This window comes from Acinetobacter sp. AR_0276 (assembly GCF_003000705.1).
GTDB lineage: Bacteria > Pseudomonadota > Gammaproteobacteria > Pseudomonadales > Moraxellaceae > Acinetobacter > Acinetobacter nosocomialis.
Window position 1 is genome coordinate 1,050,190 of sequence record NZ_PSQO01000004.1, and the last position, 14,181, is coordinate 1,064,370.

Genomic DNA, 14,181 nt, shown 5'->3' on the forward strand with positions numbered 1-14,181 from the left:
ATTTTGATTGATAAAAAACAATGTTATTAAGTAATTTAGAAAGCGTTCCAGGCCATCAAATTTTAAAACAACTTGATGTTGTATATGGCAGCACTGTTCGTAGTAAACATGTAGGCCGTGACCTCATGGCAAGTTTAAAAAATATTGTAGGTGGAGAACTCACAGGCTACACCGAACTTTTAGAAGAATCCCGCCAAGAAGCAATGGATCGCATGATTGCTAAGGCACAGCAACTTGGTGCTAACGCAATTGTTGGCATTCGTTTTTCAACTTCAAACATTGCCCAAGGTGCTTCCGAGTTATTTGTATATGGCACAGCAGTCGTTGTGCAGCCCCAAGCACCTCATCTACCCGATCCATTTAATGCATAGGTAGAAAATGGACAATCTTATTTTTCAGCTTGTTATTTTTCTTATTCTTTTCAGTATTGGTTGGGCTTTTGGCCGCCATATTGAACGAAAACATTTAAATGAACTTCTAGAAAAAGAGCAACAATTTGCACATATCAGAATTGATACCAATCGTTTTGCAACGAGTGATCAATTAGGCCATTTTATTAGCAGTAATGTAGTCATTTCTCACGACTACTTTAAATATGTACTGGCTTCTATAAAAAATGTTTTAGGAGGTCGGCTGACCAGTTATGAAAGCATTGTTGAACGAGCTCGCCGTGAAGCGATTATTCGTTTAAAACAGCAAGCCCATAATGTGGGTGCTAACCATATTATGGGAGTTCGGTTGAGTACAACCGAACTCGGTATGCAAGGCGGAATGGTTGAAGTTTTTGCTTATGGTACAGCAGTCAAAGACTAGCACTGCCCCATAGCAGAAAAATGTATACGCGGATTGCCAATATTTTTGGTTAAATGTTGGCAAATTCCGGTAATTTTCCATTTGTCCTGTTGTTTTGCCAAAGTAAAATAATAACGACCAAAAGAATGAAAATAATCATTTTCAGAAAAACGGTAAATTTGATAATTACACTCTAGCCATGCACGATCTTGTTCAATCCGAACAAGAGGATTACTCAAATTATGTTGTAGTCGCAAATGTGACAAAGCTTGTTGCCTCGAACCTTTATATTCATGACAAGACACCACACATAAAGGCTCCCCTCTAAACTGGAAATAGTCCACCTCAAGTTGATCGGCCAATAACTCATCAAACGCATCCCAATTTTTCTGGTCAAAGACCAATTGAAAACGCGTAACAACGTCTAAGATACGATGGTAGTCTTGATCCATGGTGAACCTTCTATGTGGGTTTTTCCATCAATTTAGCACGGCAAAATCTCTTTTTTATTTCACTTTTGTTTTTCGAATCATTTTATAGAGTAATTTCGGTGACATACGGGAAACCATCACACCTAATTTTTCTTTAGTACCGCCTACCACAATATATTCTTGTCCTTGCATTAACGCCTTAACTGAATGTTCTGCAAAAACATCGGCTTCTAGTCCATTTTCGATTGCTTCATCTTGATGGCCTTGAGGTTGTCCTGCGCCATTTAACGCATTAAACGAAACATTAGTTTTTACAAAGCCCGGGAAAATAACAGAAACTTCAACACCCTGATCGGCAACTTCGGCACGTAAACTGTTGGCCCACATGTGAATAGCAGCTTTAGCAGCCGAATAACTTGCACGGTATTGCGTACCTAGAAGGCCTGCCACACTCGACACAAATACGACTCGGCCAGACTTTTGTTTGAGCATAGTCGGCAGCACAGTTTTAGTTAGTGCCACTTGCGAGAAATAATCGACTTCCATAATGGCGCGTTCTGTTGCCATTGTGGTGTCCTGAATCAAAGCACGTTGACTTAAACCCGCATTATTAATAAGCCAGTCAATTCGTCCTTTTGCTTTTAAAATCTGCTCATAAGCCTCTTGAACTTGCTCTTGATTGGTAATGTCTGCAACTACCGACAAGTGCTGATCCGGATGGAGTAAACCAACGCGAACTTCTTCTAATTCTTCAAAGCGACGCGAAGTTAAAATTACTTGAGCCCCTTGCAAAGCAAATTCACCAGCTAAAGCTTTACCTAAACCGGAAGATGCTCCAGTAATCCACACCACTTTATTTTGCAAAGTATCAAGTTTGGCCATTTTGACTTCCTATTATCTTTTTAAATTATGCTGCTTGATGCATAAAGGCCAAAAAGTGATTGATATAATGAGTCGCTGTGGTCTGATCAACCTGCGTCCCCAATTTTTCCAAACGTTTATAGCCCAAATGCGTTGTCATATTAATGACCCCATTTAGGGTTTTGTCGACAACCAAATTAAATTTTAAACGTTTTTTAGGTTCACGTACTAGGCTTGTTACGCCTAAATCAACAATTTGAATCAAGGTCTGAAAAGCCTCTTCTACGCTTTGCATATTGCCCGCACGTATTTGTTCAGTCAGTGTTTGGGCCTGTTGCACAAGTTGTGGTGTGATTGGGTAAGTAATATAAACATCTTGCTCACGCTCTTTCATAAGTGATGTCATATAATCAACCAAAGGTAATAGACGTTCATTGCCGAAAAAAGAGACTGACCAAGGCATATATTTTCGGAAAGTATCTAAAATTTGTTGAAGAACTTTCTCGGACTCATGGCGCTGTTTTTCAGTCATGGTAGAGTTGTCTTGCTCATCCTTTAACAATACTGAGAAAACTTGCTCAATAATTTCACAAGATAAATCGGAAAGAACACTACCTAATGCTTTAGATTGGCTTTCTTTTACCCCTGCGTGTAATTTCTCTCGAATTGAAGCAAATTGGGTATAGGTTGAATCGGAAATCTTTAAAAAAACTTTGTAGCTCATATATCGCATCCCTTATCAATTCTTTTGTAATTTTTCTGCCGTGCCGCTACACGATTAAATTGTGATCCATGCTTCATAAATCTACCGTTTTTTGAAAAAAATACAAAACCGTTTATCTGTTTTCAGCACATTAATTTCGAGGCAATTTTTTGCTACAATAGATGCAATTTTTTATGCATATTCGATCTAAGCTACTATGACTGACGCTCAAACCGCTCAAAATATTGCCACCACCTACGATCCAACCGAGATCGAAAAGAAGTGGTACAAAACGTGGGAAGAACAAGGTTACTTCAAACCTTCTGGTCACGGTGAATCATTCTGTATCATGATTCCACCACCAAACGTCACTGGTAGTTTGCACATGGGCCATGGCTTTAACAATGCCATTATGGATGCCCTCACCCGTTATAACCGTATGATGGGTAAAAACACTTTGTGGCAACCGGGTACTGACCATGCTGGTATTGCAACTCAAATGGTGGTTGAGCGTCAACTTGGCTTACAAGGTGTAACTCGTCACGACTTAGGCCGTGAAAAGTTCATCGAAAAAGTTTGGGAATGGAAAGAACAATCTGGCGGCACAATTACCAAACAAATTCGTCGTTTAGGTTCGTCTGTAGACTGGTCACGTGAACGCTTCACGATGGATGAAGGTTTATCAAACGCAGTTAAAGAAGTATTCGTTCGTTTGCACGAAGACGGTTTAATTTACCGTGGTAAGCGTCTTGTAAACTGGGACCCTAAACTTCAAACTGCTCTTTCTGACCTTGAAGTAGAAAGCAAAGAAGAAAAAGGCTCACTTTGGCACTTTAAATATTTCTTTGAAGATAAATCAGTTAAAACTCAAGATGGCAAAGACTATCTCGTAGTTGCAACGACTCGACCTGAAACATTACTTGGTGATACTGCTGTTGCTGTTCACCCTGAAGATGAGCGTTATGCACATCTTGTTGGTAAAAATATTGTATTGCCAATTACTGGTCGTTTAATTCCAATCGTTGCTGACGACTACGTTGAAAAAGACTTCGGTACTGGCTGTGTAAAAATCACGCCTGCTCACGACTTTAACGACTATGAGTTAGGTAAACGCAATAGCTTGCCAATCATCAATATCTTCAACAAAAACGCTGAAGTTTTAGGTGAGTTTGAATACATTGCCAAAGCTGGTGAACAAATTTCTAAAACCATTACTGCACCTGCAGATTATGCTGGTTTAGAGCGTTTTGAAGCACGTAAAAAACTAGTTGCTCAAGCGGAAGTTGAAGGCTGGTTAGACCAAATCCAACCGTATGACTTAAAAGCGCCACGCGGTGACCGTTCTGGGGTGATTATTGAGCCATTATTGACTGATCAATGGTACGTAAAAATTGCACCGCTTGCTGAGCCTGCAATTGAAGCAGTTCAAGATGGCCGTATTAAGTTTGTTCCAGAGCAGTACAGCAACATGTACATGGCATGGATGCGTGACATTCAAGACTGGTGTATTTCACGTCAGCTTTGGTGGGGTCACCGTATTCCAGCTTGGTACGATGCTGATGGCAACATCTATGTTGGCCGTAGCGAAGAAGAAGTTCGCGCGAAAAATAATATCGCGGCCGATGTTGAGCTTAAACAAGACGAAGACGTACTTGATACATGGTTCTCATCTGCACTTTGGACATTCTCAACTTTAGGTTGGCCAGAACAAACGCCTGAACTCAAAACTTTCCATCCGACTGACGTGTTGGTGACTGGTTTTGACATTATCTTCTTCTGGGTTGCCCGCATGATCATGATGACCATGCACTTCATGAAAAATGAAGATGGTTCATCTCAAATTCCATTTAAGACGGTTTACGTTCACGGCTTGGTACGTGATGGTGAAGGTCAAAAAATGTCGAAGTCTAAAGGTAACGTACTTGACCCATTAGACTTAATTGACGGTATCGATTTAGAAAGCTTAGTCGCAAAACGTACGACTGGCCTAATGAACCCGAAAGATGCTGCGAAGATTGAAAAATCAACGCGTAAAGAATTCCCAGAAGGCATTAATGCTTATGGTACTGACGCAGTTCGTTTCACGTTCTGTGCTCTTGCAAACACTGGTCGTGACATCAAGTTCGACTTAAAACGTGTTGAAGGTTACCGTAACTTCTGTAACAAAATCTGGAACGCAACGCGTTTCGTTCTGATGAATGTTGAAGGTCAAACCGTTGGTCAACAAGCTCGCCCTGATCTATGGGAACTTCCAGAACAATGGATTATCAGCCGTCTGCAAAAAGCTGAAGCTGCTGTACACCAAGCGTTTGCAACGTATCGTTTAGACCTTGCTGCTCAAGCGATTTATGACTTTATCTGGAATGAATACTGTGACTGGTACGTTGAGTTAACTAAACCAGTTCTTAACGATGCAGAAGTTTCAGAAGAGCGTAAAGCTGAAGTACGTCGTGTATTGCTTGCTGTAATGGAAGCTTCATTGCGTTTGGCTCATCCGTTAATGCCGTATTTGACAGAAGAAATCTGGCAAACACTTGCACCAATGCTTGGTCAAGGCGGCCCAACAATTATGACTGCTCAATACCCTATTCCTGAGCAAGCAAAAATCAATGAGCAAGCTGAAGCAGATATGCAATGGCTTCAAGGTTTGATTGGTGCGGTTCGTAATATTCGCGGTGAAATGGGCTTAGGTAATGCGCGTTTATTGCCAGTATTACTTCAAAACATTTCTGATGCTGAACGTGAGCAAATCACTCGTATTGAAGCGTTGTTCAAAGCATTGGCTAAAGTTGAAAGTATTGAGTTCTTAGGTAAAGACCAAGAACCACCGCTTTCTTCTTCAAGTGTTGTAGGTCATGCATCGGTATTTGTACCAATGAAAGGCTTAATTGACCCTAAAGCTGAGCTTGGCCGTTTGCAAAAAGACTTGGATAAAATCCAAAAGCAACACGACCAAATTGCAAATAAACTTGCAAATGAAGGCTTTGTATCTAAAGCACCAACAGCAGTTGTTGAAGGTGAAAAAGCGAAGCTTGCTGAGTTTGCTGCACAGTTAGATAAAGTTAAAGCGAATATGGAGCAAATTGCTGCGCTTTAATTTAATTAGTTAAACGAACCCAGAATCTGTGTAAGCAAGTTCTGGGTTTTTCTCTATTGAAAAATTACTTTTTTTGTAGAATCAGCATATGAAGATGCCATGTTTTTATATAACCATCCAATAAAGGTAAATTTTCATTCATTTCTTTATGAAACAAAAAATTAAAATCGCATAAGAATAAATCAGCTATATCTTGATAAGTAAATCCTATAAATTTTGTAGGTTCTCTAATAACTCACTCATCATGAATTCCTAATAAATCAACTACAAGAATTCCACCTTCAGGAAGTGCTTTTATAATTCGTTTAATTACACTATAAAAATAACTTGGATCGCAAAAGAATAGACTTGATGAAGCAATAATTAAGCTTGCAGACGGGAAATTAAAGTCTTCAAAAGATTCGTGATAGAAAATAAATTTAGAGTCATCTTTGAATCGATCAGTACAAACTTTTTGCGCATCAATTGAAATATCAAAAGCATGAACATTAAATCCCTTTGAGAGTAGATAAGCAGATTCATTGCCAGCGCCACAGCCACAATCGATAGCAACTAAAGGTAAGTTAGGAAAATAACCTAAAGCCTTCTCTAAAATAGGTCTATGTTTAAGTTCTTTTGATAATTGAATAAATTTTTCATTCATAAATCCGATCTTTTACTTTTTATAATTTCCACACTATATTTTATAAAAAATCCAATCTCAACAATTTCCTATTTCAGAATTTATCCCTTATCAAATCATCGGTAGTCTCATGGCTGCACATAAAACCTAGAAGCTGATTAAAGCACCCCATGCTCCAATAACATCTCAACCCCACTCACCTTTTTCATATGCTTTAAACGCTCTTTTTCCCATTTCACCTGCTGCTTTAGCTCTGTGCAGTCAGCATCTACAGCTTTATAAACATCACTAACATGTACATGCTCAGCTTTTACATTCTTGGCTAACTGAAAAGAATCCAAAATTTCAGCTATTTGACTTTCAAGCTGCTGACTTTGTGCATCTAAGGCCAGTTTATAAAACCTTAATTGCTCGGCAGATAATTCTTTAGCGCCTAGCCCTTTATTCTGTTCAAGCTGTAACTGGAGTTTGAGTAAATAAAACAAATCCTGCTTTTCGTAGGCCTGACTTGCCTGTTGAAACAGCTCAGTTTTTTCTAATTTTTTAGTTTCATCTTGCTCACGGTCTGGGTGAATCATCGCAGCAATTTTTAAATAAACTGTTTTTAACGACTGTGCTGCCATCTGCTCAGCTTGTTCGCGTTTTTTTTGCTGTCTTTGCTGTTTAGCTTGTTCCCGCTCTTGTTGTTGCTCGGCAGCGTACTTTTCAAAGTCTTCTTCAAATTCTGAACTTTGATCAACGCTTTCTTGGTATTCAGATTTTATTGACTGAGCTTTTTTATTCTTCTTTGCTGAATCTTGTGTATGTTGTTGATAAAAATTATCGATCTGCTTTACTAACTCTAACTGCTCAGCAGATAGCATTTTGGAGCGCTTCAACATTAGTGCAAGTTGGGCAATTTTTTCATCGAGTTGTTGCATGTCTGCTTTAGAAAACTCGTGGCTATGCAACATATTCCAAAGTTGCTCTAACTGTTGAAATAGCACTGCATGCAAATCGCTATACACAGGCATCAGTTTTTGCCGTATGTGCTGTTGAATCTCGGCTTGTGCATTTTGCCATGTGGCAAGGCTCACTTTTTGCTGTTCTATTTTATCAATCAGGCGATTCAATTTTTTTTGCTGTGCAGACGGTTCAGACCTTTGCTGCAAGCTCACTTTGAGATCAAAGGACATACTACTCATCCACCTGAAAAAGAAAAAAGTGTAGCAATAATCAGATGAGGAAGGTAGCCAAGCATTCTTTAAATATGAGTCAGCCTAAAGATTTATATCTTAAGAAATCCACCAAATCACTAATGGCAAAGTCACGGCGGCGCATAACGTTTGAAAGCTAATCACGGCTGCCATGAGCTGACTATCGCCACCCAAAACTTTAGTTAAAATGTAGGAAGCAGAAGCAGTCGGTAGCGCAAAGAAAATGACTAAAATCTGTGTTTGCAAGCTTGGTAAACCAAACCACATGCAGACCCCGTAAGTCAAAGCAGGTACTGCTAAAAGCCGAGCAAACGTGTCTGCTGCCAATACCACAATGTCTTTTTTAATTTGCATAAACTGTAAAGCTGCACCCACACATAACAAACCTAGTGGCAAACTCGACACTGAAAAAAGCTTAATAAACTGGATAAAGCCTTCCCAAATCGGGATGTGAAGTGCATTGACTGCTGCACCGACTATACATGATGCAATTAAAGGGTTTTTAAGCAGTGCAATCAAAACAGGTTTAATTGCCATATGTTCTTTAGAAGTTAAAGCAAGCACCGAAATAACGTTTACCAGTGGAATGCAAAGTGCCAATAAAATTGCCAGAATTGCCATTCCTTCACTTTTAAAAAGCGAAGTCACTAAAGCCAAACCGATATAGGTATTAAAGCGAACCATGCCTTGTACGTGCACACCAAAACGTGCAGGTGGTATGTGCCAAAATATTCGGAGGATGTATAAAAAAATGGTGACTGCTAAAACCACAATCAACATCGCAATGATGGCTGTACTCAAGCTTTTTAAGTCAATTTTTGCAGTCGAGAGCGTACTAAAAAGCAAAGCAGGAAATAAAATATAATAATTGAGCTTCTCTGCCCCTGCCCAAAACTCATCGCTAAAAAAACGATATTTTTTAAATAAGTATCCCGATGCAATTAATGCAACTAAAGGAAAAAGAGATAAAACAATACTATTCATTTCTTTACTCGAGTTTTGTTAGGGCTTGCTGCTTTGGCAATTAGCTTGGCTTACTCATATATTAAAGATAATGAAAACTCATGATAAAATGAGTTTTTACTCATAATAAGTACAACATGACCTTTACCCAGCTTGAAATTTTTGCACTCATTGCTGAACTAAAAAGCTTTACTGCCACAGCAGAAAAGTTGGGAATTTCACAGTCGGCAGTTTCTCATGCGCTTAAAGCATTAGAACAACAATGGGGCATTAACCTGATTTCAAGATCCCAAAGTGATATTGAGCTGACCACAACAGGTCAGCAGTTATTAACCCATGTAAAAGAGCTATTGAGTATTTCAAATACCTTAGAAAAAGAAGTGGCGGCCATCCACGGTTTAAACGAAGGCACATTACGTATTGGCTCTTTTGGAGCTTCATCCTCTATTTATCTATTGCCTGAAATTTTAGAAACCTTTCGGCAACGCTACCCTAAAATCGAAATTTATATCGATGAAGGTGAAGATAAAGAAGTTGCTCAATGGTTATTGGAACGGCGCATAGAGGTTGGTTTTTTAATTATGCCAGATGAGCGATTCGATACATTCCCTTTAATCGAAGATCGTTTTGTTGCCTTAATTCCGAGTGGTTACCCGCTGGCGCAGCAACTCTATATTGATCCAGCCCAACTAGAAAACTGCCCTTTTATAATGACAATGGCTGGTAGTCGACATCAGGTCGAATTAATTTTAAAAAACTTTAATGTGAAACCAGATATCAAATTTTATGTTTCCCAAATTCTAAGTATCGTCAGTATGGTACACAACCAGTTAGGGATTTCGATAGTCTCTGATATGGTCATCACCAAAGAGTTACTCTCACTTTATCCAAACGTGGTCAAACGCCCTTTTAAACCGAATCTTAAACGCTCTATTGGCCTTGCAGTAAAAAACAAGAAACACATCAGTCCAGCCGTAAAAGCATTTATAGAGGTTGCTCAAGAGGTTTGGTCTAATAAATAATTTAGTAGAATTTAATTCGTTTTATATTTTAATAACGAACTCATTTGGGTCATTTTATAAACAAATTAGATGACTTTTATCATAAAAATGTGCCATAACAGCCTATTTTAAGCAAATTAACGCACCATTTATCGCCAAAAACTAATTTCAAAATCCAAATTGGTGCGCTTATTGCATATTCACTTTTATGCAATTGAGTTTGTTTCGACAAACTTAGGTTTTTAGATTCCTTAAATCTATTTTGGTGCAATTCACAGACCCAGATTTGTTCCAAAATGGAATTTAGCACTTTTTTCGAGCATGCTATGCAAAATGTAGATCTATTTTTCTTGTTACTTGGTGCAGTTTTGGTTCTTGCCATGCACGCAGGTTTTGCATTCTTGGAACTTGGTACAGTTCGCCACAAAAATCAGGTGAACGCGCTTAGTAAAATTCTGACTGACTTTGCCCTCTCCGCAATCGCATATTTCTTTGTTGGTTATTACATTTCTTATGGCCAGCATTTCTTCCATGATGGTACAGCGCTAGCAAGTGATCATGGTTACAATTTAATGCGCTGCTTCTTTTTACTGACTTTTGCTGCGGCAATTCCTGCAATTATTTCAGGTGGTATTGCAGAACGCGCCAAAATGCGTTCACAAGCAATAGCAACGATCGCTTTAGTAGGTCTGGTCTATCCTTTTTTTGAAGGTATGGTCTGGAATGGTAACTATGGTCTACAAAAATGGTTAGAAGCGACCTTTGGCGCAGCTTTTCACGACTTTGCTGGTTCAGTTGTAGTCCATGCAATGGGTGGCTGGATTGCACTCGCTGCGGTTATTTTATTAGGTGCTCGTTCTGGTCGTTATAAGAAAGATGGTCGTGTAAGTGCTCACCCTCCTTCTTCAATTCCATTTTTAGCACTTGGTTCATGGATTTTAATCGTGGGCTGGTTTGGCTTTAACGTGATGAGTGCTCAACGTCTTGATGCTATTTCTGGGCTAGTTGCTATTAATTCACTTATGGCAATGGTTGGCGGAACGATTACAGCAAATGCAATTGGGAAAAATGACCCAGGTTTCTTACATAATGGTCCACTTGCCGGTTTAGTTGCTATTTGTGCCGGATCTGACATTGTTCATCCCGTGAGTGCACTTGTTATTGGTGGTATAGCTGGTGCCATGTTCGTATACCTATTTACCTATACTCAAAATAAACTCAAAGTAGATGATGTACTAGGTGTATGGCCTTTACATGGCGTTTGCGGTGCCTTCGGCGGTATTGCAGTGGGGTTATTTGGTCAAAAATGGCTAGGTGGTTTAGGCGGTGTATCTTTTGCCTCACAACTCATTGGTACAGTACTCGCGATTGCTATTGCACTTGCTGGCGGTTTTATTGTTTATGGCATCCTTAAAGCGACCATTGGTATTCGTTTATCTCAAGAAGATGAGTTTCGTGGTGCAGATTTGTCTATTCATAAAATCTCTGCCAACTCTGAAGAAGGCATGTTTTGATTCAATGATTATGAAGCAGGATTTAAATATTCTGCTTCATATACCTCTTACAAATAAAACCTCTTAGTTTAAAAATAACTTTTCTTGATTAAAAACTACACTTTTAATTTTCCATACATTCAATTTAATATATTGAAAAATATATTAAATTGAATATTTTTCTAAGATTTAAAAACAAAATCCTGTTTAGTTTAAGAACAATTTAAGTTTTATTTTATGTAATGCCTTCAATTCACGCTTAAATTGATGTTAAAACACAATGAATCAACAAAAACATTTTTTTCAGCTTCAGCTTATTTTTCTTGCTATCAGCTTTTTTATACTTTTATTTGTATTCCCAGTGGGTGGAAAAATTGATATGTACCTCATCCAACCTTGGATTGATTCAACTGGTCAATTTTTTAATCGGGAAAATTGGTATCTCGAAAGGCTTAATCATCAAATCGTAAAAGACATTATCACTGCGGTTTATGTCATCTTTTTTGGTCTGTGGCTTGCTTCATTTAAAGTAGAAAAGTTAAAAATCTATCGCTGGCAATATGGTTATATGTTTTTTGTCAGCATGATTGGTAGCGGTGTTGTTGGTTTATTAAAATCACAATCTGCTCATGCCTGCCCTTGGAATATGGTTCATCCTAATAGTTTAGGTGGCTATATTTGGGACTTTACAGCAAAACATGGTCATTGTTTTCCAGGTGGTCATGCCAGTGCTGGATTTATCATAATGACCGGTTATTTTGTTTATCGTCTTGAACAACCAAAACGAGCTTATTTTTATTTATTTTCAGGCATTTTATTAGGATTTATGATGGGTTGGGCACAAATGATGCGAGGAGCACATTTCCTAAGTCATAACTTATGGACAGGTTGGATTGTTTGGGCAGTGAACATTTTCTTTTATGCGATTTGTATTCATCGCTTTGAGTTCGAAAAACAATTAAAACAAGAGCTTAGTTAAGCTCTTGTTTCATGTAAATGTAAAACCTTAGGTAACTTCACTAAAACTGAAAGACCACCAAGTTCTAAACTTTTATCGAGAGTTAGAGTTCCACCAAGTCTTTGAGTTGCACGATCTACAATTGATAAGCCTAAACCACTTCCCACTTCAAGATGATGGTGTACTCGATAAAAACGTTTAAGCACCTTATCGTAATTTTCAGGATCTATACCTGCGCCACTATCTTCGATTTGAATACAAGCAAAGTTATCTGGGTCGGTATAAACTGAAATGTTAATTACCCCCTGATGTGGTGTATATTTAATTGCATTATCAATTAAGTTAAAAATAATCGAATGTACGGTAGGTTCAATACTATGCATCTCGACAGGGTCATTTCTAACAAAGCCTAAATCAATTTCTTTTTGCATGGCTAAATTAACCAACTGCTCAACGCAATTTAAAGCCACATCATTGAGCTGGAAATAGCCAGTAGGTTCAACCATACTTAAAGTTACATCTTGCTTTGCCAACGCTAAAAGCTGCGTCACTAAATGCTGAATACGAGCTAAACCTTTGCTTAAATTTTGCAACGATTCATGCTCAGGAAACTGGCTTAACAAAATCTTGGTTTGTAAGTTCAATGCAGTAACAGGTGTTCTTAGTTCATGAGCAGCATCAGCAATGAATTGCTTCTGTTCATTTTGTGCTTTAGAAATACGGTCAAACAGACGGTTCATTTCATCAATGGTAGGCAAAAGTTCTAGAGGATAATCATGCACCTCAATTGGTGTTAACTCCTCAGAATCACGCTCCATTAACTCATTTTTAAAATCATCTATTGGTTTTAAACCACGACTAATAATGGCTGCCAAGGCAAATATCGCAAAAGGTAAAATAATTAAATATGGAATGAACATGCTGCCGGCAAGCTCCCATGCGAAAGCTTCACGAACCCGCTCTTGTTGACTGACCTGAATTTGGTAGTCTTTCAACGGTAAAACATATGTTCGGACTACACCTTCAGCGGTTTTATGTGAATAAAAACCAGCTTGTTGCACTGGAGGAACCAAGAAGTGAAGATGATGAGATAAATTCGCTTGGTCTTTATAAGCCCAAATATCTAAAAATAAATCTTCTTCGTGGTAAGTTCGATGTAAATCAAACTTACTACTTACTGTTTTTAAGGGATACTCAGCCGTTCTTTCCGCTAAATACTGCATTTGAGTATCTAGAATTTCATCGACTTCCTGAAGTGCAACCTTATAAGCACTAAAAATTAAAATACAACCTAAGATGACACTGAAAATTGAGGTGCCCCAAATCAGTCGTTTTTTTAATGAATAATGCACGTTCATGAAGTCCCGAAATCTTAAATTATGATTGCCCTAAACGGTAACCCAGTCCTCGGATAGTTCGAATAAAGTCTTTACCCAACTTAGCCCTTAAATGATGGACATATACCTCAATCGTGTTGCTGGTCACATCACTATCAAAGTCATATAACTTATCTTCCAAATTAGCTTTTGAGAAAATTTTATTTGGATGACTCATAAGCGGAATCAAGATTGCCCATTCACGATTCGATAAATCAATACGTTGTCCTTTAAATGTTGCAATGTGCTGTTCAACATTTAAAACCAGATCACCGCTTTCTAGTAGTTGATCTTGGCTTGCAAGTTGAGCCTCTACGCCACTACGGCGTAATAAGGCATGAATACGAGCGAGTAATTCATCAAACTCATAAGGCTTAATTAAGTAATCATCTGCTCCCAAATTCAAACCATCAACACGGTTTTGCAGTTGGTCACGTGCAGAGATAATCAAGACTGGTGTTGCTGCTCTTTGACGGATCTGCTTTAAAACTTGCATACCATCCATCATTGGCAATCCCAAGTCTAAAAGAATGAGATCAAACTTATTCTTTGCTAATTGGGCCAAACCATCTAAACCGTTATTGACCCATTCCACCTCAAATTGATGATATTGCAGCAACGTCGTTGTTGATTCTGCAATCATAAAATCATCTTCAATCATCAAGATTTTTGTCATGTTCTAGGCTCG

At 38.4% G+C, this 14,181-nt stretch carries 13 protein-coding genes and 1 pseudogene; 6 read left to right on the plus strand and 8 right to left on the minus strand.

The genetic code is table 11. The features are described from left to right. Positions 1 to 20: 20 nt before the first annotated feature. Together CSB87_RS05750 and CSB87_RS05755 are read left to right on the plus strand one after the other, a co-directional pair. Positions 21 to 371, plus strand: coding sequence for a YbjQ family protein (locus CSB87_RS05750; RefSeq protein ID WP_002051367.1), 351 nt, complete (start codon positions 21 to 23; stop codon positions 369 to 371). Between the two features lie 7 nt (positions 372 to 378). Then, positions 379 to 813, plus strand: coding sequence for a YbjQ family protein (locus tag CSB87_RS05755; protein WP_004712225.1), 435 nt, complete (start codon positions 379 to 381; stop codon positions 811 to 813). On the opposite strand, the gene CSB87_RS05760 is transcribed toward CSB87_RS05755, so the two are convergent. The 3 genes from CSB87_RS05760 to CSB87_RS05770 are packed head-to-tail and all read right to left on the minus strand — an operon-like array spanning position 810 to position 2,808. Beyond that, the gene (locus CSB87_RS05760) at positions 810 to 1,244 is read right to left on the minus strand and encodes a nuclear transport factor 2 family protein (RefSeq protein ID WP_031953232.1); all 435 of its coding nucleotides are present in this window, start codon (positions 1,242 to 1,244) and stop codon (positions 810 to 812) included. The two genes, CSB87_RS05755 and CSB87_RS05760, sit on opposite strands and share 4 nt — an antisense overlap. A gap of 54 nt (positions 1,245 to 1,298) precedes the next feature. Further along, positions 1,299 to 2,105: an SDR family NAD(P)-dependent oxidoreductase gene (locus CSB87_RS05765; protein ID WP_031953234.1), complete on the minus strand. Its 807-nt coding sequence runs from the start codon at positions 2,103 to 2,105 to the stop codon at positions 1,299 to 1,301. Between the two features lie 25 nt (positions 2,106 to 2,130). Next, complete coding sequence (locus CSB87_RS05770) at positions 2,131 to 2,808, minus strand: hypothetical protein (RefSeq protein WP_002051408.1); 678 nt, start codon at positions 2,806 to 2,808, stop codon at positions 2,131 to 2,133. Positions 2,809 to 3,004: 196 nt separating this feature from the next. Here CSB87_RS05770 and CSB87_RS05775 point away from each other — a divergent pair, with 196 nt between their 5' ends. Next, a complete protein-coding gene (locus tag CSB87_RS05775) occupies positions 3,005 to 5,884 on the plus strand; it encodes a valine--tRNA ligase (RefSeq protein WP_031953236.1) in 2,880 nt (959 codons plus the stop codon). A 64-nt stretch (positions 5,885 to 5,948) separates the two neighbouring features. On the opposite strand, the pseudogene CSB87_RS05780 reads toward CSB87_RS05775, so the two are convergent. From CSB87_RS05780 to CSB87_RS05790, 3 genes and pseudogenes are all read right to left on the minus strand, one after another. Beyond that, positions 5,949 to 6,527, minus strand: a pseudogene (locus CSB87_RS05780) (methyltransferase domain-containing protein). A 137-nt stretch (positions 6,528 to 6,664) separates the two neighbouring features. Continuing rightward, positions 6,665 to 7,681 carry a molecular chaperone DnaJ gene (locus CSB87_RS05785; protein WP_146128704.1) on the minus strand — a complete coding sequence of 339 codons (1,017 nt, stop codon included), beginning with the start codon at positions 7,679 to 7,681 and terminating at the stop codon, positions 6,665 to 6,667. A 99-nt stretch (positions 7,682 to 7,780) separates the two neighbouring features. Continuing rightward, on the minus strand, positions 7,781 to 8,686 hold the full coding sequence (locus tag CSB87_RS05790; RefSeq protein ID WP_031953241.1) for an AEC family transporter: 906 nt from the start codon (positions 8,684 to 8,686) through the stop codon (positions 7,781 to 7,783). 116 nt (positions 8,687 to 8,802) lie between these two features. Between CSB87_RS05790 and CSB87_RS05795 the strand changes: the two genes are divergently transcribed. The 3 genes from CSB87_RS05795 to CSB87_RS05810 all read left to right on the plus strand — a co-directional run bounded on the left by CSB87_RS05795 (position 8,803) and on the right by CSB87_RS05810 (position 12,138). Then, on the plus strand, positions 8,803 to 9,687 hold the full coding sequence (locus tag CSB87_RS05795; protein ID WP_031953243.1) for a LysR family transcriptional regulator: 885 nt from the start codon (positions 8,803 to 8,805) through the stop codon (positions 9,685 to 9,687). A 305-nt stretch (positions 9,688 to 9,992) separates the two neighbouring features. Continuing rightward, positions 9,993 to 11,180, plus strand: a complete 1,188-nt coding sequence (locus CSB87_RS05805) for an ammonium transporter (RefSeq protein ID WP_031953245.1) — start codon at positions 9,993 to 9,995, stop codon at positions 11,178 to 11,180. Between the two features lie 259 nt (positions 11,181 to 11,439). After that, positions 11,440 to 12,138 carry a phosphatase PAP2 family protein gene (locus CSB87_RS05810; protein ID WP_017393843.1) on the plus strand — a complete coding sequence of 233 codons (699 nt, stop codon included), beginning with the start codon at positions 11,440 to 11,442 and terminating at the stop codon, positions 12,136 to 12,138. Here the strand turns inward: CSB87_RS05810 and CSB87_RS05815 are convergent. Both CSB87_RS05815 and CSB87_RS05820 read right to left on the minus strand, forming a co-directional pair. Next, positions 12,135 to 13,469: a two-component system sensor histidine kinase PmrB gene (locus CSB87_RS05815; protein ID WP_004712203.1), complete on the minus strand. Its 1,335-nt coding sequence runs from the start codon at positions 13,467 to 13,469 to the stop codon at positions 12,135 to 12,137. The genes CSB87_RS05810 and CSB87_RS05815 overlap by 4 nt on opposite strands. A 25-nt stretch (positions 13,470 to 13,494) precedes the next feature. Beyond that, entirely contained in the window at positions 13,495 to 14,169 is a 675-nt protein-coding gene (locus tag CSB87_RS05820) for a DNA-binding response regulator PmrA (RefSeq protein WP_002051287.1), read from the minus strand. Between the last annotated feature and the right edge of the window lie 12 nt (positions 14,170 to 14,181).

What these genes read in the sequence shown, in the direction of transcription:
- CSB87_RS05795 (WP_031953243.1), top strand. Translation starts at nt 8,803, where the DNA reads ATGACCTTTACCCAGCTTGAAATTTTTGCACTCATTGCTGAACTAAAA.
- CSB87_RS05805 (WP_031953245.1), top strand. Translation starts at nt 9,993, where the DNA reads ATGCAAAATGTAGATCTATTTTTCTTGTTACTTGGTGCAGTTTTGGTT.
- CSB87_RS05775 (WP_031953236.1), top strand. Translation starts at nt 3,005, where the DNA reads ATGACTGACGCTCAAACCGCTCAAAATATTGCCACCACCTACGATCCA.
- CSB87_RS05810 (WP_017393843.1), top strand. Translation starts at nt 11,440, where the DNA reads ATGAATCAACAAAAACATTTTTTTCAGCTTCAGCTTATTTTTCTTGCT.
- CSB87_RS05790 (WP_031953241.1), bottom strand. Translation starts at nt 8,686, where the DNA reads ATGAATAGTATTGTTTTATCTCTTTTTCCTTTAGTTGCATTAATTGCA.
- CSB87_RS05765 (WP_031953234.1), bottom strand. Translation starts at nt 2,105, where the DNA reads ATGGCCAAACTTGATACTTTGCAAAATAAAGTGGTGTGGATTACTGGA.
- CSB87_RS05770 (WP_002051408.1), bottom strand. Translation starts at nt 2,808, where the DNA reads ATGAGCTACAAAGTTTTTTTAAAGATTTCCGATTCAACCTATACCCAA.
- CSB87_RS05755 (WP_004712225.1), top strand. Translation starts at nt 379, where the DNA reads ATGGACAATCTTATTTTTCAGCTTGTTATTTTTCTTATTCTTTTCAGT.
- CSB87_RS05760 (WP_031953232.1), bottom strand. Translation starts at nt 1,244, where the DNA reads ATGGATCAAGACTACCATCGTATCTTAGACGTTGTTACGCGTTTTCAA.
- CSB87_RS05785 (WP_146128704.1), bottom strand. Translation starts at nt 7,681, where the DNA reads ATGTCCTTTGATCTCAAAGTGAGCTTGCAGCAAAGGTCTGAACCGTCT.
- CSB87_RS05750 (WP_002051367.1), top strand. Translation starts at nt 21, where the DNA reads ATGTTATTAAGTAATTTAGAAAGCGTTCCAGGCCATCAAATTTTAAAA.
- CSB87_RS05820 (WP_002051287.1), bottom strand. Translation starts at nt 14,169, where the DNA reads ATGACAAAAATCTTGATGATTGAAGATGATTTTATGATTGCAGAATCA.